The organism is Dyella humicola (assembly GCF_026283945.1).
Taxonomy (GTDB): Bacteria; Pseudomonadota; Gammaproteobacteria; order Xanthomonadales; family Rhodanobacteraceae; genus Dyella; species Dyella humicola.
In genome coordinates this window covers 1,398,191-1,420,737 of the sequence record NZ_JAPDPC010000001.1, presented here as the reverse complement: position 1 = coordinate 1,420,737, position 22,547 = coordinate 1,398,191, and the positions used below count along the sequence as shown (strand labels likewise).

General features: G+C 63.0%; 21 protein-coding genes and 1 riboswitch. Of the genes, 14 read left to right on the top strand and 7 right to left on the bottom strand.

Annotated elements, in window-relative coordinates:
• Window positions 1-193: 193 nt before the first annotated feature.
• The 4 genes from OUZ30_RS06255 to OUZ30_RS06240 all read left to right on the top strand — a co-directional run bounded on the left by OUZ30_RS06255 (window position 194) and on the right by OUZ30_RS06240 (window position 5,533).
• Window positions 194-898 (top strand): SDR family oxidoreductase, encoded by a 705-nt coding sequence (locus OUZ30_RS06255; RefSeq protein ID WP_266181343.1) that lies wholly within the window; start codon window positions 194-196, stop codon window positions 896-898.
• A gap of 77 nt (window positions 899-975) precedes the next feature.
• Window positions 976-2,064 carry an alkene reductase gene (locus OUZ30_RS06250; RefSeq protein ID WP_266181342.1) on the top strand — a complete coding sequence of 363 codons (1,089 nt, stop codon included), beginning with the start codon at window positions 976-978 and terminating at the stop codon, window positions 2,062-2,064.
• A gap of 199 nt (window positions 2,065-2,263) precedes the next feature.
• Window positions 2,264-3,973, top strand: a complete 1,710-nt coding sequence (locus tag OUZ30_RS06245) for a thiamine pyrophosphate-dependent enzyme (RefSeq protein WP_266181341.1) — start codon at window positions 2,264-2,266, stop codon at window positions 3,971-3,973.
• A gap of 141 nt (window positions 3,974-4,114) precedes the next feature.
• A complete protein-coding gene (locus OUZ30_RS06240) occupies window positions 4,115-5,533 on the top strand; it encodes an Hsp70 family protein (RefSeq protein WP_266181340.1) in 1,419 nt (472 codons plus the stop codon).
• 19 nt (window positions 5,534-5,552) lie between these two features.
• Here the strand turns inward: OUZ30_RS06240 and OUZ30_RS06235 are convergent, their stop codons facing one another.
• Together OUZ30_RS06235 and OUZ30_RS06230 are read right to left on the bottom strand one after the other, a co-directional pair.
• The gene (locus OUZ30_RS06235) at window positions 5,553-6,665 is read right to left on the bottom strand and encodes a glycosyltransferase family 4 protein (RefSeq protein WP_266181339.1); all 1,113 of its coding nucleotides are present in this window, start codon (window positions 6,663-6,665) and stop codon (window positions 5,553-5,555) included.
• Window positions 6,662-7,369 carry a polysaccharide deacetylase family protein gene (locus OUZ30_RS06230; RefSeq protein ID WP_266183117.1) on the bottom strand — a complete coding sequence of 236 codons (708 nt, stop codon included), beginning with the start codon at window positions 7,367-7,369 and terminating at the stop codon, window positions 6,662-6,664. Before OUZ30_RS06230 ends, OUZ30_RS06235 begins: the two co-directional genes overlap by 4 nt.
• A gap of 361 nt (window positions 7,370-7,730) precedes the next feature.
• On the opposite strand from OUZ30_RS06230, the gene OUZ30_RS06225 reads away from it, so the two are divergent.
• Window positions 7,731-8,318 (top strand): hypothetical protein, encoded by a 588-nt coding sequence (locus OUZ30_RS06225; RefSeq protein WP_266181338.1) that lies wholly within the window; start codon window positions 7,731-7,733, stop codon window positions 8,316-8,318.
• A gap of 151 nt (window positions 8,319-8,469) precedes the next feature.
• Here OUZ30_RS06225 and OUZ30_RS06220 read toward each other — a convergent pair whose 3' ends face one another.
• Entirely contained in the window at window positions 8,470-8,625 is a 156-nt protein-coding gene (locus OUZ30_RS06220) for a hypothetical protein (RefSeq protein ID WP_266181337.1), read from the bottom strand.
• A gap of 366 nt (window positions 8,626-8,991) precedes the next feature.
• Here OUZ30_RS06220 and OUZ30_RS06215 point away from each other — a divergent pair, with 366 nt between their 5' ends.
• A complete protein-coding gene (locus OUZ30_RS06215; protein WP_266181336.1) occupies window positions 8,992-9,666 on the top strand; it encodes a methyltransferase family protein in 675 nt (224 codons plus the stop codon).
• Window positions 9,667-9,733: 67 nt separating this feature from the next.
• Here the strand turns inward: OUZ30_RS06215 and OUZ30_RS06210 are convergent, their stop codons facing one another.
• Both OUZ30_RS06210 and OUZ30_RS06205 read right to left on the bottom strand, forming a co-directional pair.
• Window positions 9,734-10,390, bottom strand: a complete 657-nt coding sequence (locus tag OUZ30_RS06210) for a Vgb family protein (protein WP_266181335.1) — start codon at window positions 10,388-10,390, stop codon at window positions 9,734-9,736.
• A gap of 9 nt (window positions 10,391-10,399) precedes the next feature.
• A complete protein-coding gene (locus OUZ30_RS06205; protein WP_266181334.1) occupies window positions 10,400-11,620 on the bottom strand; it encodes a helix-turn-helix domain-containing protein in 1,221 nt (406 codons plus the stop codon).
• A gap of 128 nt (window positions 11,621-11,748) precedes the next feature.
• On the opposite strand from OUZ30_RS06205, the gene OUZ30_RS06200 reads away from it, so the two are divergent.
• The 4 genes from OUZ30_RS06200 to OUZ30_RS06185 all read left to right on the top strand — a co-directional run bounded on the left by OUZ30_RS06200 (window position 11,749) and on the right by OUZ30_RS06185 (window position 15,655).
• Window positions 11,749-12,564, top strand: coding sequence for a DUF899 domain-containing protein (locus OUZ30_RS06200; protein WP_266181333.1), 816 nt, complete (start codon window positions 11,749-11,751; stop codon window positions 12,562-12,564).
• Window positions 12,561-13,397: a DUF2182 domain-containing protein gene (locus OUZ30_RS06195; protein WP_266181332.1), complete on the top strand. Its 837-nt coding sequence runs from the start codon at window positions 12,561-12,563 to the stop codon at window positions 13,395-13,397. Before OUZ30_RS06200 ends, OUZ30_RS06195 begins: the two co-directional genes overlap by 4 nt.
• Before the next feature lie 229 nt (window positions 13,398-13,626).
• Window positions 13,627-13,700, top strand: a riboswitch (S-adenosyl-L-homocysteine riboswitch).
• 14 nt (window positions 13,701-13,714) lie between these two features.
• The gene (locus tag OUZ30_RS06190) at window positions 13,715-14,587 is read left to right on the top strand and encodes an ATP-grasp domain-containing protein (RefSeq protein ID WP_266181331.1); all 873 of its coding nucleotides are present in this window, start codon (window positions 13,715-13,717) and stop codon (window positions 14,585-14,587) included.
• 225 nt (window positions 14,588-14,812) lie between these two features.
• Entirely contained in the window at window positions 14,813-15,655 is an 843-nt protein-coding gene (locus OUZ30_RS06185) for a class I SAM-dependent methyltransferase (RefSeq protein WP_266181330.1), read from the top strand.
• Window positions 15,656-15,749: 94 nt separating this feature from the next.
• Here the strand turns inward: OUZ30_RS06185 and OUZ30_RS06180 are convergent, their stop codons facing one another.
• A complete protein-coding gene (locus OUZ30_RS06180; protein WP_266181329.1) occupies window positions 15,750-16,130 on the bottom strand; it encodes a hypothetical protein in 381 nt (126 codons plus the stop codon).
• A gap of 90 nt (window positions 16,131-16,220) precedes the next feature.
• Between OUZ30_RS06180 and OUZ30_RS06175 the strand changes: the two genes are divergently transcribed.
• From OUZ30_RS06175 to OUZ30_RS06160, 4 genes are all read left to right on the top strand, one after another.
• Window positions 16,221-16,385, top strand: coding sequence for an RcnB family protein (locus OUZ30_RS06175; protein WP_266181328.1), 165 nt, complete (start codon window positions 16,221-16,223; stop codon window positions 16,383-16,385).
• A gap of 215 nt (window positions 16,386-16,600) precedes the next feature.
• On the top strand, window positions 16,601-17,110 hold the full coding sequence (locus OUZ30_RS06170) for a Spy/CpxP family protein refolding chaperone (protein ID WP_266181327.1): 510 nt from the start codon (window positions 16,601-16,603) through the stop codon (window positions 17,108-17,110).
• A 53-nt stretch (window positions 17,111-17,163) separates the two neighbouring features.
• The gene (locus tag OUZ30_RS06165) at window positions 17,164-17,850 is read left to right on the top strand and encodes a response regulator (protein ID WP_266181326.1); all 687 of its coding nucleotides are present in this window, start codon (window positions 17,164-17,166) and stop codon (window positions 17,848-17,850) included.
• 4 nt (window positions 17,851-17,854) lie between these two features.
• The gene (locus OUZ30_RS06160) at window positions 17,855-18,835 is read left to right on the top strand and encodes a sensor histidine kinase (RefSeq protein ID WP_266181325.1); all 981 of its coding nucleotides are present in this window, start codon (window positions 17,855-17,857) and stop codon (window positions 18,833-18,835) included.
• 129 nt (window positions 18,836-18,964) lie between these two features.
• On the opposite strand, the gene OUZ30_RS06155 is transcribed toward OUZ30_RS06160, so the two are convergent.
• The gene (locus OUZ30_RS06155; protein ID WP_266181324.1) at window positions 18,965-22,435 is read right to left on the bottom strand and encodes a methylmalonyl-CoA mutase family protein; all 3,471 of its coding nucleotides are present in this window, start codon (window positions 22,433-22,435) and stop codon (window positions 18,965-18,967) included.
• Window positions 22,436-22,547: the final 112 nt, after the last annotated feature.

The following is a 22,547-nucleotide window of genomic DNA, read 5'->3' as shown; positions in this document are numbered from 1 at the left end:
GAATGCCTGCGAAACAACCGTTTCCGAAGCGACGCCCAAACTCATCAAGACGAGTCATCGGTGCCGCCATCGATCGCGTCTCCGCATACGCGTCAATCAACGGGGCCCTGGCTTACTTGGCCGCAGGCAGCACAAAGGGCAAAGCCGTCATCAAGATCAAATGAACCTGTTTCCCCTATCCTTGGAGTTTCTTATGAACATTGAGAACGCTACCGTCCTTGTCACTGGAGCCAATCGCGGGCTCGGCCTGGCATTCACACGCGAATTACTCGCCCGCGGCGCCCGCAAGGTCTACGCCGGCGCGCGCGACCCTGCCACCATCACGCTACCCGGCGTTGAGCCCCTGCGACTCGACGTCACCAACCCGGCCGACGTGGCGGCAGCCGCGGAACTGGCGTCGGATGTGACGCTGGTCATCAACAACGCCGGCATCACGCAGCTCGGCGGCTTTCTTGCGGCAGACAGCGAAGAGGTCACACGACGCATCTTCGAGACCAATTTCTTCTCGATGTTGCGCATGAGCAAGGACTTTGCGCCGGTACTCAAGACCAACGGCGGTGGTGCCCTGCTCAATGTGTTGTCGGTCGTCTCGTGGGTCAACAGCGGCTCGATGGCCGCCTATGCGGCGAGCAAGTCGGCCGCGTGGTCGCTCACGAATGCCTTGCGCATCGAACTGGCGGCGCAGAAGACGCAAGTGACGGCACTGCACATGGGCTTTGTCGATACCGAGCTTGCGAGTGCTTTCGACGCCCCAAAGTCCAGCGCAGAGGAGATCGTCAAGCGTGCGCTCGATGGGCTCGAAGCGGGCCAGGATGAGGTGCTGGCTGATGAACGCACCGTGCAAGTGCAGCAAGGCCTGGCGGCGGCCAGACCCATCTATCTACCGCAAGCCTCCTGAGGCCGGCATGCGATTGCCGGGTTTGCCCCCGGCCAACCACAGGTTTTCGAACATTCTGCACTTGCAGAGGAACCGTCATGCTTTTCGAATCTCTCGCGACCACCTCGATGCAGCTCGCCAATCGCACGGTGATGGCACCGATGACACGCAGTCGCGCCGGCGACGCCAACGTTCCCAGCGTGTTGATGGCTGAATACTACGGTCAGCGTGCCTCGGCGGGCCTGATCATCACCGAGGGCACGTCACCGTCACCAAACGGCCTGGGCTACGCCCGGATTCCCGGACTCTTCAACGATGAGCAAGTGCGTGGATGGGAAAGGGTCACCGATGCAGTCCACGCCAAAGGCGGCAAGATCTTCGTGCAGCTGATGCATACAGGCCGCGTGTCCCATGTGGCCAACCTGCCTACCGGTGCGGAAGTGATCGGCCCGATGGCCGCGGCGAGCCCAGGACAGATGCACACCGACTCGCAGGGTATGCAGCCGCGCAGCACACCGCGAGCAATGAGCGCGACCGACATCGCCCATGCCGTCGATGAATATGCGAGGTCGGCTCGACTCGCCATCGAAGCGGGATTCGATGGTGTCGAGTTGCATGCGGCCAACGGCTATCTGATCGAGCAGTTCCTGAACGCCAATGTGAACCAGCGCACTGACGCCTATGGTGGCAGCATCGACGGCCGTAATCGCTTTGCACTCGAGGTCGCTCGCGCCACCGTCGCCGCCATTGGTGCCGATCGCGTCGGCATCCGGCTATCGCCTTACGGCGTGTTCAATGGCACGGGCGCATTCCCCGACGTCGAGGCTCAATACCTGGCGCTCACGCGGGAGCTGTCGAATCTGGGCTTGCTATACCTCCATGTGCTGGATCATTCGGCCATGGATAACTACATGGGCGCGCCGCCCGTGCCTGCCGCGTTCAAGTTGCAGCTGCGCGCTGCGTTCCAGGGCTTGTTTATTCTTGCAGGCGGCTTCGACCGTGCGAGCGCTGAAGAGGCGCTCAACGGCGGCCACGCAGATCTTATCGCCTTCGCACGTCCGTTCCTCGCCAATCCGGACCTGGTGGAGCGCATGCGGACGAACGCGACGCTCAATAGCGTCGACATGGCAACGCTCTACACCCCTGGCCCGAAGGGTTACACCGACTATCCGGCACGCGCGGCCTGATGGGCCGCCTCGGCGCAAGCGATCAGCTCAGCGCCATCTCGGGACAGAGCTCACTGTCCACCTAACGACGACGCCGCCACGAGTAGCGTCTCCGCGCAAGCGAAACGGGGCTTGGCCATGGGGGCCAGGCCCCGTCTCGCCTTTACCCCGCCGGCACGTCCTCGGGACTTCTCCAACACGTCATAGCGCGGAGCAAACCATGAGCAAGAAAGTCGCCGAAATCATCGTGGAAGTCCTTGAGCAAGCCGGTGTCAAACGCTGCTACGGCATCGTCGGCGACACCCTGAATTTGATCGCCGAATATCTTGCTAAAAGCTCCATTGATTGGGTGCATGTTCGTCACGAAGAAGCAGGCGCTATCGCCGCCGGCACGGAGGCACTTTTCACCGGCGAATTGACCGCCTGCGCAGGAAGCTGCGGCCCGGGAAGCCTGCACTTCATCAATGGCCTGTACGAGGCCAACCGCAATCGCTCACCCATGGTCTTGATCGCCAGTCAGGTCCTGATGAGCGAGATGGGGTTCGAGTTCATCCAGGAGGTGGATTTCCAGTCAGTGTTCAAGGAGTGCTCGGTCTTCTGCGAGATGATTCTTACCCCGGAGCAAGCCCGCAAAAAGGCAGTGATGGCTTGCCAGGCCGCCATCACCAAGCGCGGTGTCGCCGTGCTGATCGTTCCCGTCGATATTTCGCACGGTGAAGTTCATGAAGACTTTCCTTATCGCGTTCACTCGCCACGTCCGACCATTCGTCCCAACGACGATGAGCTCGCGGCGATAGCCAAGATCCTCAACGCTGGCGAAAAGATCGCGATCTATGGCGGGTCCGGATGCGAAGACGCATTGAGCGAGATCCTCGCGGTCGCGGAACGGCTCAAGGCGCCTATCGCACATACATCGCGAGGGAAGAGCTTTCTTGAGCATGACAACCCGTACAACATCGGCATGACGGGTATTCTCGGCAACGAGGCTGGCTACAAGGCCATCCTGGGCTGCGACACGCTGCTCCTGCTGGGAGCCGACTTCGCCTGGCGCCAGTTCTACCCCGACAAGGCCGACATCATTCAGATCGACATCGATCCCACGCATCTCGGTCGACGTCACCATGTGACCTTAGGTGCCGTCGGCGACATCAAACCTACCCTGCTCGCCCTGCTTCCTCTTTTGCATCAAAAGACGGACGACACTTTCCAGAAGACCTATGTGCATCGCTATCACGAACTGATGGCGGATTGGAAAAAGCAGGTCGGGCCGGGTCGTAACGACACCATCGCAGGATCGTACCTAACCACCCTGGTCAGCGAACGCGCGGACGACGACGCGCTTTTTACGGGCGACGATGGCACGCCGATTTTCTGGGCGACGCGCTGCATCGACACCAAGGGCAAGCGCCGCGTGTTTGGCAGCCTTCTGCACGGCACCATGGCGACCGCACTTGCCGGTTCGCTCGGACTTAAAAAAGCCGCACCGCAGCGTCAAGTCATCGCGCTTTGCGGCGACGGCGGCTTGTCGATGCTGTTTGGCGAATTGCTCACGACGATACAAGAAGAGATTCCGGTCAAGATTGTCGTCTACGACAACAGCAAGCTGGGCTTCGTCGAGATCGAACAGATGTCGGAAGGCATGCTCGACACGTTCACGCGCATGAAGAATCCCGACTTTGGCAAAGTCGCCCAGGCCATCGGCCTTTGGGGCAAAACCGTCAGCAAGGCCTCTGAACTGGAAGCCGCCATTGACGAGTGGCTCGCTCAGCCCGGGCCGGCCCTGCTCAACGTCATCGTCAATCCGCTCGAGTTGTTCAAACCACCGTTTATCGAGCCCAAAGCGGTCATGGGCATGGCGTTGTACACCACGCGAGCCATCCTTCGTGGGCGCGGAGCGGACGTCGTGGAAATGATTCGAGAGAACCTCTGAAGTCGCCGTAAACAAGTACCGCGGGGCTATGGGTGCACGCCCATCGCCCCAGGGGAAAGACGGGCCGAATCCGCTCAGTTTGGGCAAATCCGCGCGCACCCGTCATAATGGCAGGTTGCCACCCCGCAACCTCGTGATCTCATGTATATCGGTATCGACTTCGGCACCAGCTATTCGGCGGCCGCGGCCATCGTCAACGGCAAGCTGTCCATGGTCCGCTTTGGCGAGGCTGAGCAGTTCCGTACGGCTGTGTTCTTTCCGGAATTGGTGCCGGACCCCAATGACTTCGCGCTGACGCCAGAGCTGGAAGCCCAGCTTGAGGCCCAATTGCGTCTGTCCCGTACCCAGCAGCGCCAGCAGGCCGCCGCGGCGGCGGCCCGTGGACAGGTGCCGGTGTCGCGTAGCGAAGACGATCTGCGCCATGAGGCGCTGCGCGTGGTGCGCCGGCAGTGGATGGAGGACCAGACGCGCGAAGCCACGGCCTCGGTCGCCAGCTTCCAGCATGCGCTGTTTGGCGAGGATGCGGTGGAGGGGTATCTGGATAGCGGTGGCGGCAACCTTATCGAGTCACCCAAGTCGATGTTCGGCTACCGCCTGGACTCGCAAGTGCGCAAGGTGATCGTGCATATCGCCACGCATATCCTGGAACACATCCGCCTTACCGCCAGCAAGCAGTTTGGCGTACCGGTGCGCGGCGCGGTCATCGGCCGGCCGGTGGAATTTCGCAGCTCCATGGGAGCGCAGGGTTCGGAGCAGGCGATTGAGATTCTGCGAGAAGCGGCAGCGGTGGCCGGCTTCGACCATGTGATCTTCCTGGAAGAGCCTGCCGCGGCCGCCATGCATTACCACAAGAGCCTCGAGGCGCGGCAGCATGCGCTCATCGTCGATATCGGAGGCGGCACCACGGACGTGGCGCATGCGGAGCTCGGCGGTGGCGTGGCACCGAATATCGCGCGCAGCTGGGGCCTGCCCAAGGGCGGTACCGACCTGGATGTGAGCGTCAGCCTGCACAGCTTCATGCCGCTGTTGGGCAAGGACACCATTCGCGTGCCACAGCATCAGTTTGTGGAAGCGGCCAGCGTGCACAACCTGCCCAAGCAGCGCGAGTTCCGCAAGCAGAACTATCGCCTCGTGCCCGCGCCCTACGGCGCACGCCTGCGCGCCTTGCAGGAACTTGGCGCCACCACCCGCCTCAACCAGGTGGCCGAGCGCACGAAGATCACCTTGAGCGGCTCGCCGCACTACCGCGCCGAGCTGGACTTCATCGAGCCGGGCCTGGCGGTGGATACGAGCAGCGAGGATTTCAACGCCGCCATCGAAACCTTCCTCAGCCAGCTCGAGCGCACGCTGGCGACGGTACGCGACGACCTGGACAGCCTGCCCGCCAGCGTCTTTCTCACCGGAGGCACCTCCCGCTCACCGCAGATCAAGGCGCGCGTGGAAGCCTCTTTCCCAGAGATTCCGCTGGTCCAGGGCGACCCGTCGCTAGGCGTGGTGTCGGGTCTGGCCGTGGCAGCGAGCGAGGTCGGACCTAGCGCCACCGCAACGTTCGCGTCGTAGCGTGCGTACCACCCACGCCTTACGCGTGGGCATGATCACCGTGCGGATGCGCGTGGCCAGCACGACCTAGCAGCTCGGCAAAATCCCTCGCCACGGCGGCATTGCCGAAATGTTCGATGACGAATGCGCGCGCGGCCTGGCCCATCTCGTCACGACGCAGCGGATCACACAGCTTGATGATCGCATCGCGCCATGCAGCGACGTTGCCGGGCTCGATCAGAAAACCAGTGACCTTGTCCTGCAACGTCTCGGGGACACCGCCGATATCACTGCCCAGGACCGGCACGCCGCAGGCTTGGGCCTCGATGGCGACGCGACCAAAGGTTTCCGGCTCCACCGATGGGAACGCGAGCATCGACATCGCGCTGCAGTAGCGCTCGGTATCGGCCACCCAGCCGGTGAAGTGGTGGCGTTCCGCCACACCGCTGCTGGCCGCCATCTGGTGCAGCACCTGCTCTTCGGGGCCGTTGCCGACCCAAAGCACGTGCAACTTTCTGTTGCTGACCATGGCTTCGTTCGCCGCGCGCATGAGCGTGGTCACGCCCTTGCCGCCGTGCATGCGCCCCACGTAACCGAGCACGATGGCATCGTCGTCAATGCCCCATTGGTGACGTACGGCCGCCCGAAGCTGGGGATTCGGCCGAAACTGAGCCGTGTCGACCGGGTTGTACGAGATGGACACCAGATCGGCAGGCACGCCCCACTTGAGGTACGCGTTGCGCGCATAGTTGGAGACAGCGATAAAGCGCTGCGCCATGCGTGGCACGCCGTATTCGGAGAGTTTGCTCATGCGCGGCGTGCGATGGCGGAACAAGGCCACCGGCGTATTCGTCAGGCGGCCGCAGGCAATCAGCGGCCAGTACTCCTTGCCGAAATTGCCGACCAGCCAATCCGGCGAGAACGTCCTTATGCGCCTGAGCACGGCAGCGTAACCGCGCAGGTCGTAGACGTTGCGAAACGAGCTGTAGTGCGCGGGAATGCGCGCGGCCTCAAAGCCTTCGCCAATCAGACCGCGCCGCGACACGATGCCTTCAACCGCGTGCCCCGCCTCCGACATGGCCTTGGCCAGCGTGACGAAATGGGTGGCGGCGCCGGTGTTCTCGGGGTTGGTGCCAACAAAAAGTAGTTTCATGCGCGTCGGTCTTCGTAACGAGTCAACATCCTGGCGGCCACCTGCGGAAGCAGATGATGCCGGGCCACCTGAATGCGTGGCAGGCGCCAGAGATCGATGTCACTCCCGGAGCTGGCGCGACCGCGATCGGTGGTGGTTGCAGCCGCGAATCCAGACTGCCGGGCCACGGCGACAGCGCGCTCGTCGTAGTCGCCGTAGGGATAGCAAAACTGCGTGACGGGCGCGCCAAGGTGCTGTTCAAGCTCCGCCTTGCAACCCTGAATTTCGTCGCGTTGCTGTTCGTCGTTGCATTGGCTCAGTCGGACGTGCGTGCGCGTGTGTGCGCCCACTTCCATACCCGCGGCATGCCATGCACGCAGTTGCTCCGCCGACATGATCGGCTTGCGTATGCCTAGCTTCTCGTCATCCCACGAGTTGTACTGACCGAGCGATCCGCTGACGACATAGCAGGTGGCCGTGAAGCCAAATCGCTGCAGGATCGACGCCGCCGACTCGAGGTTGTCCACATAGCCGTCGTCCAGCGTGATGACGAAAACGCGGCCCTCGCGGTCGCCACTCAGGTAGGGCATGGCATCGGACATCGACAGTCCGCGGTAGCCAAGGCTTTTCAACATGCCCATTTGCCGCGCAAACGATGCAGGCGACACGTAAAGGCTGCGGTACACCCGCACGCCATCCGGCACCTGGGCGATGTTGTGATACATCAAAATGGGTATTTTCACGATCGATCTTGATGACGACTGGTAACTTGGAGATCGGCTGCCGCACCTAGCGCGCTGGGCACCGAAGATCCGCTCATCGGCGATTAACTTGCGCGAAACTTACGCGTAGCTGTCGGCAGTGAACGTATCGCGTGGAAAACATCTCATTCACGCGGCAGTAACCCTTGCTGCTAATGAGCAACAAACCTCACCCGAGCCGTCCAAGGATGGCCCGGGAAAGAGGTGATGATGACAAGTCCGTCTTTCATTGAGCTGACGAATTGGGCCTCGCGCCGGAAGGCCCTGGTGCCGTGATCCTCGACGGAGAGACGATAGGCGAACACCACCGCAGAAGGACCGCCCCATGAAAGGCTTTCGCGTCGTGTTTATGGCTGCCCTGGCGGCCAGCGTCATCGCATCGGCAACGCTCCTGCATGCCTCGCAGGACACCCCCAAAGCCGTGATCGGCAAGACCAATCTCTCCGGCCTGCACGACTTCGACTTTCTGGTCGGCAACTGGCACGGCCACCATCGCAAGCTCAAGGAAAAGCTGGCCAACAGCCATGACTGGGAAGAGTTCGAGGGCACGCTCCGCATGCGCAAGCTGATGGATGGCTATGCCAATGTCGACGACAACGTGTTCAACACGCCCGCGGGTACTTACCGAGGCGTTGGCCTGCGTTCATACGACACCAAGACCGGACAATGGGCCATCTGGTGGCTCGATGGGCGCGATCCCTTTGGCGAACTCGACCCACCGGTGAAGGGGCACTTTGAGAACGGCATCGGCACGTTCTATTCCACCGACACGCTACGTGGAAAACCGGTCCGTGTCCGCTTTGTCTGGTCGAAGATCACGCCCACCACGGCGCACTGGGAACAGGCCTACTCTGCCGACGAGGGCAAGACGTGGGAGGTCAACTGGACCATGGACTTTACGCGGGAACAGTAATCAGCGACGACCGGCGCTGCTTTCTCGGCGGCGCGCCTTGCCTTTTGATCTGGCCTTCCGACTTGACCATCCAAACCGGGCCGCCATCGCCAGTGGCCCGCTTTGGATGGCCAAACAACAAGCTCAACACACCTTCTGCCTGGGCGACAACTCAGCCTTGCGCATTCGTCGCGGCAGCAACAGAAACCTGGGTGGCCACGGCGCCCGGCGCATTCGTCTGCGACGCGATCATGGAGCCCATCGTCAGCACGCAAACCAGCAGGCTGGCGGCAAAAAGGCTTTTCAGCATCAGGGTCTCGAATTTCATGGCCGTTCTCCGTGATCGGGTTGGGAAGCTCTCACCAGGTATATGGCAAGCCCCGTGCCAAGCACCGGCATCCTCGGAAAGCCGCGTAACCAAGCCATTTCACGCATATCAGCCGACGGCGACGGATTGTCCGCGGACAACTGCACGGATTGTCCGGACAGCGCACGGACAGCGGCCCATGTGTCCGCCATGAACCAGATGCGGACCTTGCCTTCAACGCGGCGACCAATCCCTGCGATGCGCTTCTGTACCCCACGCCGGCAAGCGGCCGAGGGACGCTCCGCCCACGCGCGTAAGCCCTGCGCACGGCACTCGCCATGCACGTTTGGCTCTAGACTCCGCCTCAGCCAGCCGGGAGTCCGCTTCATGGCCCAGAAGCTTTTCGGTCAGACCTTTCGCCTGCTTCTGCTGTGGAGCTTGCTGTTCCTTCCGGCCGGTACTCTGGCGTGGCCGCAGGCGTGGATTTTTCTGGCGCTTTTCGCCGGTTGCGGCTTTGCCATCGGTGTGTGGCTGCTGAAGACGAATCCCGATCTGCTGGCCGAAAGAATGAAGTCGCCGATCAGCCGCGATCAGGCAGCCCGGGATCGGGCCGTGATCATCGCGATGGTGTTGTGCTTTTTTGCCTGGTTCATGTTGATGGGCCTGGATGCACGACGATTCGGCTGGTCGCATACGCCGACCTGGGCGCAGGTGCTCGGCGCATGCCTGATCATCGTCGCGTTCTGCGGCTGGGCCCAGGTCCTTCGGACGAATCACTTCGCGTCAGTCATGATTCGGTTGCAAAAGGAACGCGCCCAAACCGTCATCTCCAGCGGTCCCTACGCCGTGGTACGCCATCCGATGTACAGCTACGCGCTGCTGTTGTTTATCGGCGCGCCCCTGTTGCTGGGTTCGCTATGGGGACTCTTGGGGCTGGTCGTGTTCCTGCCGCTGCTGGCGCTGCGCATATTCGGCGAAGAAGCCATGCTCATGGACGGCCTACCTGGCTATCGCGACTACGCCAGCAAGGTCCGCTTTCGCCTGTTGCCCGGCGTGTGGTGACCCATCGCAGCAGCAACGCTTTCGGCTCCGCGGACGAGACTTCGTCTTTCTGTCCTCATCCCCGCGGTTACTTGCGCCCTGCCGAGGACACTCGTTTGGGTCGGCGCACGGCGCGCAGTTTCCCGCTCGCTCCCCCGCCGCAGAAAAACTGATCGCCGCCGTCGGACTCGAGCCCCGACACGCCGACGCCGGGTGGCATGGCGAGTCTTTCCAGGACCTCGCCCGTGTGCGGATCGATTCGCCTCAATTCACTCTCGTCACCCTCCCAGGTGCCGTGCCAGAGCTCGCCGTCGACCCAGGTGACACCGGTGACGAAGCGGTTGGACTCGATCGTGCGAAGCGTTGCCCCGGTCTCGGGATCGATTTGATGGATCTTGCGGGCGCGATACTGCCCGACCCATAGCGATCCTTCGGCCCAGGCAAGCCCCGAATCAGCGCCGCCACCGGGTGCCGGGATGGTTGCGAGCACACGACCGGTCTTCGGATCAATCTTCTGAATGCGATCCTCGGCGAGCTGGAACAAGTGCTCGCCGTCGAAGGCCGTTCCTGCATGTGCCGCGACATCGATGGAGCGCACCGTGTTCCCGCTCTCAGGGTCGATGGCGTTCAATTTGCCACCGGATGCGAACCAGACGTGCTGGCCGTCAAACGAGACGCCATGCACGTGGTCGACACCCGGAAAGGGGCCATATTCGCGAAGGATTTCGGCGGTTGATTTGTTCATGCGTCCATCCTAGTCACTCGGTAGCGCTGCGGGGAGTAACAAGATCGTCGTGAATCCTGGCATGGGTGGGGTCATCCAACGACGTGCTCGGCCGCGGCCAAACGATTGCACCTTGCCAACCGCTGCGAGCGAATCGAGTATGCGTTGCACCGTGCGCTGGCTAATGCCCAACGCAAGCGCCAGCGCCGAGCTCGACCACGATTCGCCATCGGCAAGCGACGCCAGCACCGCGGCATGCTGCTCTTCGACGAGCCAGGTCAGCACGACGACCTCGCGCGCGTGATGCGGAGCCAGCGCAAACCCGCGCTGCGTGGCGCTGACGCCGGCGAACGCGTGCAACAGCGTGCGAAGCCGTCCGATTTCAACGCGTAACCGCGCACGATGCGATTCGTCGGGTCGCTTGGCTCTGAACGCCCGCGCGATGAGTATGTCGCGTGGCACGTCGGCGGGCCACGCCTCGCCCAGCGTACGTGCAAGCGAGAACAACACCGGGCGCCTCGCAAGCGAAACCACGGTGAGTGCGTCACGCACGACATAACGGCATGCATCCACGACGAGCGCTTTCGACGCCTGCAACGCTTCGACCTCGTCGAGCAGGAGGTGGCGCTCCTCGCCGCCCGCCAACAGGCGTGCCGCTGGCGTGTTCAATACGTGGGCCGCGCTTTCGACCTCCGCCACGAGCGCAGGAATACCCGCGATGCGTGCGGCGTGCGCGGCCTGCACCAGGGCGGCATGCGCCGTCTTCGTGCGCAGTCGCCGCATCGCGATCCCCGCAATGACCAACTCGTGGGCGGCACGTAATGCGGGTGGAAGCGACCGGGGGTCGAATTCGTCGAGCGTACGTTCGGCCTCGTCGAGACGCCCGATCAGCAGAAGGCGCCTGACCTGGAGATAGCGCGCATGCGCCGCGTTCACCCGATCGCCATGCGCTTCGAGCGTCGCGCGTGCCGTATCGAGCGCGTTGGCGGGCCAGCCGAGATCGCGCGAGATGAGCGCGATCTCGGCTTCGGCGACAACACACCTCGCGCGGGCCACGGCTTCCTTGGCACCGAAGGCGCGCGCCGCTCGTCGCACGAGCGCCTTGGCGCGAACGAAGTCGCCAAGCTGCGCCATCGCAATGCCGCGCAGCGCGAGCGCAGCTGCATCGTCGCGCAAGGCGACCAGGTTCAGTGCGCCGAGCGGGTCACCCGCCGCGAGTGAACGCGCTGCAGCTGTGATCAGAGAGTCCATCGGAATCCCGCCACACTTGTCACTCCCACCCGTCGATACCCGCGCCTAATCTACCTCACGAGCACCCAACAGCACGTCGTATCGACATGCTTGCGTACGACGAAGCACACCTAACGGAGGGCACGACGATGACCATGCACAAGACGGGGACACGTGAAGAATGGCTGGCGGCACGACTCGAGCTGCTCGATGCGGAGAAGGCGCTGACGCGGCACAGCGACGCGCTGGCGCGGCAGCGTCAGGAGCTGCCCTGGGTCAAGGTCGACAAGGCGTACCGCTTCGATACCGATAAAGGGATCGCCTCACTGGCGGATCTGTTCCAGGGACGCTCGCAGCTGCTCGTCTATCACTTCATGTTCGGACCGGACTACACCGCGGGATGCCCGTCCTGCTCGTCGATAGCCGACGGCTTCGACGGATTCGCCGTGCACCTGGCGAACCACGACGTCACGCTGGCGGCCGTGTCGCGCGCGTCGCTGGCCAAGCTGCAGGCCTACAAGCGCCGGATGGGCTGGAAGTTTCCGTGGGCGTCCACGCGCGGTGGCGACTTCAACTTCGATTTCGACGTCGGCTTCACCGAGGAGCAACAGCAGAAGATCGGCATCGAATACAACTACCGTCGCGAAGCGGCAGCGCCGGCACAGGCGCCGCTGGCAGGAAAGTCCGTACAAGAGTGGCAATTGCGCGGTGAGGAGGGACCCGTCGCGCAGATGGCGGCCATGACCGGAACCGACGTGGCCACCTATACACGCGACCGGCCGGGCGTGAGCGCCTTCGTATTCCAGGATGGCGTGGTCTACCACACGTATTCCACCTATGCGCGCGGGCTGGATGGCCTGTGGGGCATGTACCAGTGGCTCGATCGCGCGCCGCTGGGACGCAACGAGCAAGGTGTCTGGTGGCGCCGCCATGACGAGTACGGCGAGCATCGAGCCGCATCATGAACGCCGTCGGCACCATCAGGGAACGGCAGGCCTCGCGCGGCATGGCTTGCGCGCGAGCATCCCAGCGCACTTTCATCGGCGGAGCTGCCCTGCTCTTCGCCGCCAGCACAACGGTGACCATCGTCCGCTGCCGATCCATGTCGGCAATGGGCGAGATGCCCATGCCTGGCGGCTGGACCATGTCAATGGCGTGGATGCGGATGCCCGGGCAGACGTGGATCGGTGTCGCGGCGTCGTTCCTCGGCATGTGGACCATGATGATGGTGGCGATGATGCTGCCATCCCTAGTGCCCGCGCTTTGGTACTACCGCCAGGCGCTGGTCAGGCTGGGCCATACGCAGCTGGGGCAGCTGAGCGCGCTGGTGGGCACGGGCTACTTCCTCGTATGGAGCGTATTTGGCCTGGCCGCCTTTGCGCTGGGCGTCGCATTGGCCGCCATCGCAATGCAGTTGCCAGAACTGGCGCGCGGCGTACCGGTGGCGACCAGCGTCGTTGTCCTGATCGCCGGCGCGCTGCAGTTCACGGCGTGGAAAGCGCACCACCTGGCCCACTGCCGGACGACGCCGGCATGCGACGCTCCGCTGCCGGCAGACGCCGCCACGGCATGGCGACACGGCCTGCGCCTGGGCCGGCACTGCCTCGTCTGCTGTACTGGCATGACGGCCATCCTGCTGGTTGTCGGCGTCATGGACTGGCGTGCGATGGCGCTGGTGACGGCCGCCATTACCGCCGAACGCCTCGCACCCGAAGGTGAGCGCGTGGCGCGAGTGATCGGAGCGTTGGTCGTAGCCGCCGGCTTACTCCTGTTGACGCGCGCGACGGGACTCGCATGACGACTCCACATGCGAGCCTGAGCTCTTCCGAGCAACCGTAGCCGAGGGCCACGCCGGATGACACCCAAGGCGATATCTGGCGGGCTATCGGTCGCATTTGCCATCGCGCGGCTGCGTCTGCCAATGGGACGGGTGGTTCAAGATTGACGGGTAGCACGTGCTCGGACAGACTATCCATGCATTGTTTTCTGATGCTTCCCACTGCGCGCACGCTGGTCGTCGCGCAGCCAATGCCGAGGGGTGCTGCGACGGAGTCAATCCGCCACGCTCGGCTTGGATCTCTGATAAGGGCGCCCTCCATGACAGGAGGTTTCGCCATGCCTGCTTCCCCCGTCCATCGACTCGCCATTGCCACGTCCGTGATTATCCCGGACATACATCCCGACGACGCTCATCTCGCGTCTTCGCTCCAACGCCTCGGCATCGAACCGATCGCCTGCGTCTGGAACGACCCCGAGGTGAACTGGTCGCAGTTCGACGCGGTGCTGATGCGCACGACATGGGACTACTTCAAGCACTACCCGGCCTTCAGGCAATGGCTGGATCAGCTGCCGGTTCCGACCATCAACAACAAGGCACTGCTGCGCTGGAATAGCGACAAGCGCTATCTGCTGGAGCTGGCCGCGCGTGGGGTCGAAATCATTCCCACGCAGATGGTTCCGGCCAGCCAGTTGCTGCAAACGCTGGCTGCCATGCCAGCGCAGCAAGTCGTGGTTAAGCCGACCGTCAGTGGCACCGCCAGACACACCGCTCGCGGCAGCAGCGATGACGCGCTGTTCAAGCAGATCGTCGCCCAGCTTCCGCCGGAGTTCGACTACCTGGTGCAACCTTTCGTGCCCGAAGTCGTGAGCGATGGCGAGTGGTCCCTGCTCTTCTTCGATGGCGAATTCAGCCACGCGGTGATCAAGCGGCCGGCAACGGGCGACTACCGGGTGCAAAGCGAATTCGGCGGCACCACCCAGGCGATCGAGCCCGACGCAGCGCTTGTCGCCAGCGCCAAACGAGTCCTGGCAGCAGCGGCCGCGATAGGCCATGCCGATGCCGCCTATGCACGCGTGGACGGCGTAATCACGCAGGGCCGTTTCCTGCTGATGGAGCTGGAAATGATCGAACCCTGCCTGCATTTCGAGGGTCGCCAGGAGGCGGCCGAGCGCTTTGCGGAAAACCTGCGCAAGCGCTTGGCGACCTGACTTCGTCGCGCGGACCCAGCAAAACCCGCCACCTCGATGGCGGGGACGTTGCCAGTCGAAGCTTGTCTTTGCGCCCTTGCAGGCGCACCGATATCCTTCGACTGTGCGCGTCCACCCAGCACGCGCCACTCGCGCCGGCAGATTCGCGGGGCAACGTCCGCGGACCCAGCTCCGATCCCGCTAACACGAACATCTGCGCACGCTCACTCCAGGAGATTACCCGTCTTGTCGCATTATTCCGGCCCCTTGCTCACGCGCCCCATCGCCGAAACGCTGCTGGCTGCACGCGAAGCCGATGCGAACGAATGGCTCGGTTCGCTGGACCTGGGCCGCACAAAAGGCAGCGCGCCACTGCAGACGGACACCTGGGAGTGGAAAGGCCAGCGCTACCCGTATCCGCACAAGCTGAAAGACCGCACGATTTATTACTGGGACGGCGACGAGTTCGCGCCGGTATCGCGTTTTTCCGGCTCGCTGATCAAGCTGGTGCCCACCGAATGGGGCGCGCCCACCTTCGAGATCGACGGCATAAAGATGCTGCCCACATCCAAGGAATCGCCGTTTGAGGACGCGCGCCGCAAAGTGGCCTTGGTCGAGCCGCGCGACAAGGTGCTGCTGGATACCTGTGGCGGCCTCGGCTACTTCGCGGCCTGCTGTCTGGAAGCTGGCGTGGCCAGCATCCAGTCGTTCGAGAAGAACCCTGACGTGTTGTGGCTTCGCACGCTTAACCCATGGTCACCGGACCCGGAAGAGCCTGCCCATGGCGGCCGCCTGCGGCTCGCCCATGCCGACGTGTCACAGGCGATCACGCAAGTGGCCGACCATTCAGTGGACGCCCTGCTGCACGATCCGCCGCGCTTCGGCATCGCCGGCGAGCTCTACTCACAGCTGTTCTACGACCAGCTGGCGCGCGTGCTCCGCCGGGGCGGGCGCCTGTTCCACTACACCGGCAGCCCCAACAAGCTCACCAGCGACCGCGATGTCCCGCGTGAGGTGGCGAAGCGCCTGGAAAAAGCGGGCTTCAAGGCGCAGCTGGCGCTGGATGGAGTCCTGGCGATGCGGCGCTGAGACCTCCGCACTTTTGTGCACTCCATCGCAAAATTGATCCGGTTTTCTCGAACCCGACCTCCGGTCGGAAATCGCATGCTGAACGGGTCCATTACTATTTACGAGCCAAGCGCGAGTTTGTGCTGTTGCGGGTTGCCAGTTGTGCGATCGTTGCCCCATTCGCGGTACCCGACCGGACATGGGCTTCGAGCTTCGCGCATCGACCTTGTAGGGTGGCAGTGTTTATTTTGAGATGGCGGATGCATTCATCCGCCTTGGTCACTTTGACTCTGGAGGATTGATGAAACGCTTGTTTATCTACGTCGTGACGGCCGCCCTGCTCGCCGGCAGTGCGGCTACCTATGCATCCCCCCAGGACGATGGTCGCTACCATGACCAACACCACGATGATGATCGCGATCACCGCGATCATGACCACGATCGCGACGATCATGGCCACGATCGTGATGATCACGGGCATGATCATGATGATCATGGCCATGATCGTGACTATCGGGATGAAGGGCACCACGACAACGGTGAACACCGCGGCTGGGAGAAGCAGGCCTATCGACGTGGCGAACGGATGCCGGATCGCTATTACTCGCATGAGTATTACGTCACCGATTACGAGCGATATCACGTGCGCCGCCCCGATCCGGGCTATCGCTGGGTGCGTAGCGATGATGGTCAACTCATCCTGACGGCGATCGCCACTGGCGTCATCATCGATATCGCACTGACCCACTAAGTCGCGTTTTGCGGCTTTCCAGGCTTCCATTTAGCCAACCAGGGTTTCCGATCCAGGGCTGAACCTATCGACGGGCGGAGCGCGCTTCTAGCCAAAGCGGGCTCCGCCCGTTTTCGCTAACCTCTTCATAAAACTTTACATTCCCGAAAAACGCCAGTTACGAGGGTGAAGCACATTGGGCTTGAAGCATGTGCTTCGTCGAAAGTAGAACCCTCATGAAGACTTACCTTCCGCAAGCTGCCGGCCGTTCCAACGGTGCTGCCCGTAAATCATGGGCCCTGGCGCTGCTGGCGGCCGGCGCACTTGCCATGGGCGTCAGCGCCATGGGCCAGACGTCGCCTGCTGGCACGCCCCCGCCCGCTCATTCCCACGCCGGCATGGCGGCCGGCCACTCGGCCGATGCGATGAGCCAGCACCTGTACAGCACGCTTAACGTCACCGATGCACAAAAAGCCAAGCTCGACCCCTTGATGAAGCAGACCGCCACCGACTTCGGTGACTTTCATGCGCAGCTCGAATCGGGGCATGGTGAGATCATGTCGCTGCTGACGGCGAATACCGTTGACCGTACTGCGCTGGAGCGACTGCGCGTCGCCAAGATGCACGAAATGGACCTTGCCTCCAAGCGACTGGTCGACCACCTTGCCGACGTGGCGGATGCGCTGACGCCCGCGCAGCGCAAGCAAGCGAGGGATGCGATGGCCCAGCATCACGCCGAGCATTGAGCCGGTGACCGATCTCGCGTTTGCGCCCCGGAGCACCTACAGTGCCAGGCCATATGGCTGAGCACCTGCTACTGGTGGAAGACGACGCCCGTCTGGCGGAGATGCTCCAGGATTACCTGGGCCAGGCGGGCTTTCATGTGACTGCAGCGGCCTCGGGAGCCGATGCGCTGCAGCGCCTGGCCACGGCACACTTTCAGGCCATGGTGCTTGACCTGATGCTGCCCGATATGGACGGGCTCGACGTGTGCCGCCGTGTGCGCAGCCGTTCCGACCTGCCGGTCTTGATGCTTACGGCGCGCGGCGAGCCCATGGACCGCATCCTGGGACTGGAACTGGGCGCCGACGATTACCTTCCCAAACCGTTTGAACCGCGCGAGCTGCTGGCGCGCCTCCGCTCGATCATGCGGCGGCGCGGCGGCGCTGCACCGGAGCAGCTGCTGCGCTTCGGGCGCCTGGAAATCGACCGCGACGCGCGCGCACTCTATGTGGACGGCGAGCTGCGCAGCCTTACTTCGTATCAGTTCGCATTGCTGGTGGCGCTGGCCACGCACAGTGGCCGCGTGCTGTCGCGCGACAGCTTGATGGACCTGCTGAAGGGCGAGCATATGGAAGCGTTCGACCGCTCCATCGACGTGCATATCTCGCGCATTCGCGCGCTGATCGAGGACGACCCCAAGCGCCCTCGACGCATCATCACCGTGCGCGGCGCGGGTTATGTGTTTGCCCGGGCGCAGGACTGACGGCGTGCGCCTGTATCTCCGCTTCTATCTCGCCCTCCTCGGCAGCCTGGTGGCCTTCGCGCTGATCGCGGGCGCGGCATGGCACCTCAGTATCGCCGCAGGCATGCGCATGCCGGCAGGCCATTCGATGCTCGCGGTCATGCTGGTCTTCCTCATCCTCGCGCTCGCCATAGGCGCTGGCGCCTATCCGATCGTGCGGCGCCTGTCGCGCCGACTGGAACGACTGCAGCACGGGGTCGAAGCGCTTGGAGCGGGTGATTTATCGGTCCGCGTAGCGGTGGAAGGCGAGGATGAGGTGGCCAGGCTCGCGCTCAGCTTCAATCAGGCCAGCGAACGCATCGAAAAGCTGGTGGGTGCGCACAAGACCCTGCTCGCCAACGCGTCGCACGAATTGCGCACGCCACTGGCGCGCATCCGTATGGCCGCCGAGCTGATGAAGGAAACCATCGATCCGCAACGGCGAATCGGGCTGGATCAAGATATCAACGAGCTCGACGTGCTTATTGATGAGATCTTGCTGGCGAGTCGCCTCGATGCGATTGCCGATATCCGGGCCACCGAAGACATCGACGTGCTTGCGCTGGCCGCCGAAGAGTGCGCGCGCTTTGACGATGTCCAACTTTCTGGCGACCCGGTGTCGGTACGAGGCGACTCTCGCCTGCTGCGCCGGCTTGTCCGTAACCTGCTGGAAAACGCGCAACGCCACGGCAAGCCACCCATCGCTTTGCAGATAGTCCATGACGACGACTCGGTGACCGTCGCTGTTCGCGATGCAGGTGAGCTTCTCGAAGGCACCGACAACGAACGGCTGTTCGAGCCGTTCTATCGGCGAGCGGGCAGCAGCTACAGCGTGGGCGTCGGTTTGGGCTTGTCGCTGGTGCGACAGATCGCGGAGCACCACGGCGGGACGGCCCGCTGCGTATCGGCACGGGAGACGGGCAATTGTTTTGTGGTGACGTTGCCAGTGTCGCGGACGGCGGCTTGAGGCGTTGCTGGCCCACTTATCCGCTTACTCCCCTGCCCCACCCAGTACCTCTGAGTGGGACGGGTTTTTGCTTCATCCATGAAACCCCTTCCCCATGGGGGAGAGGGGTTTCATGCCGCCTGACGGCAATTACATATTCCGCCGATATTCGCCGCCCACGTCGTAAAGCGCGTGGCTGATCTGGCCAAGTGAGTTGTACTTCACCGCTTCCATGAGCTGCTCGAAGACGTTCTTCCGGTCACGCGCGGTGTTCTGCAAGGTCTTGAGGCTATGCGGGGCCATGTCGTTACGCGCCTTGCCGAAAGCCAGCACGTTGTCGATCTGCTGACCCTTTTCGCCTTCCGTCGAACGGATCAGTTCGATCTCGGTGGCGATCTCGCCGCCATGGTCCTTGGGCAGGAACGTATTCACGCCGATCAGCGGCAGGCTGCCGTCGTGCTTCTTGTGCTCATAGAACATCGACTCTTCCTGGATCTTGCCGCGCTGGTACATGGTGTCCATCGCACCGAGCACGCCACCGCGCTCGCTGATCGCGTCGAACTCCTTGTAGACGGCCTCTTCGACGATGTCGGTGAGCGCATCGACGATATAGCTGCCCTGCCACGGGTTCTCGTTGAAGTTGAGGCCCAGTTCCTTGTTGATGATCATCTGGATCGCGACGGCGCGACGCACGCTTTCTTCGGTCGGCGTGGTGATGGCTTCGTCGTAGGCATTCGTATGCAGGCTGTTGCAGTTGTCGAACAGCGCGTACAGCGCCTGCAGCGTGGTGCGGATGTCGTTGAACTGGATCTCCTGCGCGTGCAGCGAACGGCCGGAGGTCTGGATGTGGTACTTCATCATCTGGCTGCGCGCGCTGGCACCGTAGCGCTCGCGCATGGCGCGTGCCCAGATGCGACGGGCCACGCGGCCGATCACGGTGTATTCCGGGTCCATGCCGTTGGAGAAGAAGAACGACAGGTTCGGCGCGAAGTCGTCGATGTTCATACCGCGCGCAAGGTAGTACTCGACGATGGTGAAGCCGTTGCTCAACGTAAAGGCGAGCTGGCTGATCGGGTTCGCGCCGGCTTCGGCGATGTGATAACCGGAAATCGATACTGAGTAGAAGTTGCGCACCTTGTGGTCGACGAAGTACTGCTGGATGTCGCCCATCATGCGCAGCGCGAATTCGGTGGAGAAGATGCAGGTGTTCTGCGCCTGGTCTTCCTTGAGGATGTCCGCCTGTACGGTGCCGCGAACGCTCTGCAGGGTCTCCTGCTTGATGCGCGCATAGGTCTCGGCGTCAACCAGCTGGTTGCCGGTGACGCCAAGCAGGCCAAGGCCAAGACCTTCATTGCCCTTGGGCAGCTCACCCGAATACGTCGGGCGCTGGCCGTGGGCGTACAACTCGGCGATATGCTTTTCGGCCGCAGCCCAACGTGCGGGATCGGCCTTGAGGTACTTCTCCACGTTCTGGTCGATCGCGGTGTTCATGAACATCGCGAGGATGATCGGCGCGGGACCGTTGATGGTCATCGACACCGAGCTGGTCGGCGCGCTGAGATCGAAGCCGGAGTACAGCTTCTTCATATCGTCGAGCGAGGCGATGTTGACGCCGGAGTTGCCGATCTTGCCGTAGATGTCCGGACGCGGGGCCGGATCTTCGCCATACAGCGTGACCGAGTCGAACGCGGTGGACAGGCGCGTGGCCGCACCGCCCTGGCTCAGGTAATGGAAGCGGCGATTGGTGCGCTCTGGCGTACCTTCGCCCGCGAACATGCGGGTCGGGTCTTCGCCGGTGCGGCGATACGGGTACACGCCACCGGTGTACGGGTAATGGCCCGGCAGGTTCTCGCGCATCAGGAAGCGCAGCAGGTCGCCCCAGTCCTTGGTCTTGGGCGGCGACACCTTGGGGACCTTCTGGTGGCTCAGCGATATGCGGTAGTTCTCCACCCGGATCACCTTGTCGCGCACCTTGTACTCATTGACTTCGTCGGTCACCGACTTGTAGCGCGCGGGCCACTCGTGCAGCAGGTGAATGGCTTCGTGGCTGAGTTCCTTCAACGCTTCGTTATAGCGCTGGCGCAGCGTCAGCAAGGTGCGGTCGGCGCCCTCCTCGTGCAACACGGCGGACTCGTAGCGAGCCAGAGCACGTGGCAACTTGTCGTCGCCCAGATCTTTCAACGACTCGTAGTAATGCTGCGCCTTGCTCGCGAACTCGGCCTCGTGCTCGATTTCCTTGTTGATGCCACGACCCTGCTCCGCGATCTCAGCGAGATAGCGCACGCGGCTGCCGGGAATCAGCACGGTGGCGCGCGGCTCCTTCAAAGTGGTGTCGAGGTTCGGCGTCCACTTCTCGGCCGGCAGGCTGAGCTTCTCGCGCAGCAGGCGGCACAGGTTGGAGAACATCCAGGTGACGCCCGGATCGTTGAACTGGCTGGCGATGGTGGGGAATACCGGCACCTGCTCGTCGGTGAGCCTGAAGGCGGTGCGGTTGCGCTTCCATTGCTTGCGCACGTCGCGCAGCGCGTCTTCGGCGCCGCGCTTGTCGAACTTGTTCAGCACCACCAGTTCGGCGAAGTCGAGCATGTCGATCTTCTCGAGCTGGCTGGCGGCGCCGTAGTCGCTGGTCATCACATAGGTGGGGAAATCTACCAGGTCGACGATTTCCGAATCGCTCTGGCCGATGCCCGCGGTTTCCACGATGATCAGGTCGTACGGCTGCGCCTTGAGAAAATCGATGCAGTCGTGCAGCACCGCGCTGGTGGCGGCGTGCTGGCGGCGCGTGGCCATGGAGCGCATATACACGCGATGGCTGCGCAACGAATTCATGCGGATGCGGTCGCCCAGCAAAGCACCACCACTACGGCGACGCGTGGGGTCCACCGCGAGCACGGCGATGCGCATCTGCGGGAACGCGTGCAGGAAGCGCAATAGCAGTTCATCCACCACCGACGACTTGCCCGCACCGCCGGTGCCGGTCACGCCGAGCACCGGCGTCTGCTTGCCGGCCATCTTCCACTGCTTGCGCAGGTGTTCCAGCTCCGCTTCCGGCAGCTCGCTTTCCTCAATGGCGGAGAGCATATGGCCAATGGAAATCTCGTCGTCGATGTCGACCAGCGGCACCACCGTGGTGGCCTGCTCCAGCTTGGCGCGCTGGGTGGCGGCCGCACGCGTGCGCTGCATGACGTCTTCGATCATCTCGACCAGACCGAGCTTCATGCCGTCGTTCGGGTGGTAGATACGCTCCACGCCGTACGCCTGCAGCTCACGAATCTCCTCCGGCGTGATGGTGCCACCACCGCCACCGAACACACGGATGTGCGCGGCGCCATGCTCCTTCAACATGTCGACCATGTACTTGAAATACTCGACATGGCCGCCCTGGTAGGACGACAGCGCAATGGCATCGGCGTCTTCCTGCAGTGCGGCCCGCACCACGTCTTCCACCGAGCGGTTATGGCCGAGGTGGATCACTTCCGCACCTTGCGACTGGATGATGCGACGCATGATGTTGATGGCCGCGTCGTGGCCGTCGAACAGGCTGGCTGCCGTGACGAAGCGCAGTGGACGGGTCTCCGCCTGGGCGGCGCTGGCGGGAACGTGCTGGGCGGGGGAACTCATGGGGACTCCGAAACTGCAGTGCGGCGTAGTCCCCGATTTTAATGGATGGTTACGTTCGGAACATGTTGCGGCGCGGGGTGCCCATGCCCTCCAGGCGCAGAGGCCATGATTC

Bases quoted from the DNA above. Each gene is read 5' to 3' on its own strand.
- OUZ30_RS06255 (WP_266181343.1), top strand. From the start codon at position 194: ATGAACATTGAGAACGCTACCGTCCTTGTCACTGGAGCCAATCGCGGG.
- OUZ30_RS06175 (WP_266181328.1), top strand. From the start codon at position 16,221: ATGCCGGATCGCTATTACTCGCATGAGTATTACGTCACCGATTACGAG.
- OUZ30_RS06210 (WP_266181335.1), bottom strand. From the start codon at position 10,390: ATGAACAAATCAACCGCCGAAATCCTTCGCGAATATGGCCCCTTTCCG.
- OUZ30_RS06225 (WP_266181338.1), top strand. From the start codon at position 7,731: ATGAAAGGCTTTCGCGTCGTGTTTATGGCTGCCCTGGCGGCCAGCGTC.
- OUZ30_RS06240 (WP_266181340.1), top strand. From the start codon at position 4,115: ATGTATATCGGTATCGACTTCGGCACCAGCTATTCGGCGGCCGCGGCC.
- OUZ30_RS06200 (WP_266181333.1), top strand. From the start codon at position 11,749: ATGACCATGCACAAGACGGGGACACGTGAAGAATGGCTGGCGGCACGA.
- OUZ30_RS06195 (WP_266181332.1), top strand. From the start codon at position 12,561: ATGAACGCCGTCGGCACCATCAGGGAACGGCAGGCCTCGCGCGGCATG.
- OUZ30_RS06230 (WP_266183117.1), bottom strand. From the start codon at position 7,369: ATGTATCACAACATCGCCCAGGTGCCGGATGGCGTGCGGGTGTACCGC.
- OUZ30_RS06250 (WP_266181342.1), top strand. From the start codon at position 976: ATGCTTTTCGAATCTCTCGCGACCACCTCGATGCAGCTCGCCAATCGC.
- OUZ30_RS06180 (WP_266181329.1), bottom strand. From the start codon at position 16,130: ATGATCATCATGATCATGCCCGTGATCATCACGATCGTGGCCATGATC.
- OUZ30_RS06205 (WP_266181334.1), bottom strand. From the start codon at position 11,620: ATGGACTCTCTGATCACAGCTGCAGCGCGTTCACTCGCGGCGGGTGAC.
- OUZ30_RS06155 (WP_266181324.1), bottom strand. From the start codon at position 22,435: ATGAGTTCCCCCGCCCAGCACGTTCCCGCCAGCGCCGCCCAGGCGGAG.
- OUZ30_RS06215 (WP_266181336.1), top strand. From the start codon at position 8,992: ATGGCCCAGAAGCTTTTCGGTCAGACCTTTCGCCTGCTTCTGCTGTGG.
- OUZ30_RS06190 (WP_266181331.1), top strand. From the start codon at position 13,715: ATGCCTGCTTCCCCCGTCCATCGACTCGCCATTGCCACGTCCGTGATT.
- OUZ30_RS06165 (WP_266181326.1), top strand. From the start codon at position 17,164: ATGGCTGAGCACCTGCTACTGGTGGAAGACGACGCCCGTCTGGCGGAG.
- OUZ30_RS06220 (WP_266181337.1), bottom strand. From the start codon at position 8,625: ATGAAATTCGAGACCCTGATGCTGAAAAGCCTTTTTGCCGCCAGCCTG.
- OUZ30_RS06245 (WP_266181341.1), top strand. From the start codon at position 2,264: ATGAGCAAGAAAGTCGCCGAAATCATCGTGGAAGTCCTTGAGCAAGCC.
- OUZ30_RS06235 (WP_266181339.1), bottom strand. From the start codon at position 6,665: ATGAAACTACTTTTTGTTGGCACCAACCCCGAGAACACCGGCGCCGCC.
- OUZ30_RS06170 (WP_266181327.1), top strand. From the start codon at position 16,601: ATGAAGACTTACCTTCCGCAAGCTGCCGGCCGTTCCAACGGTGCTGCC.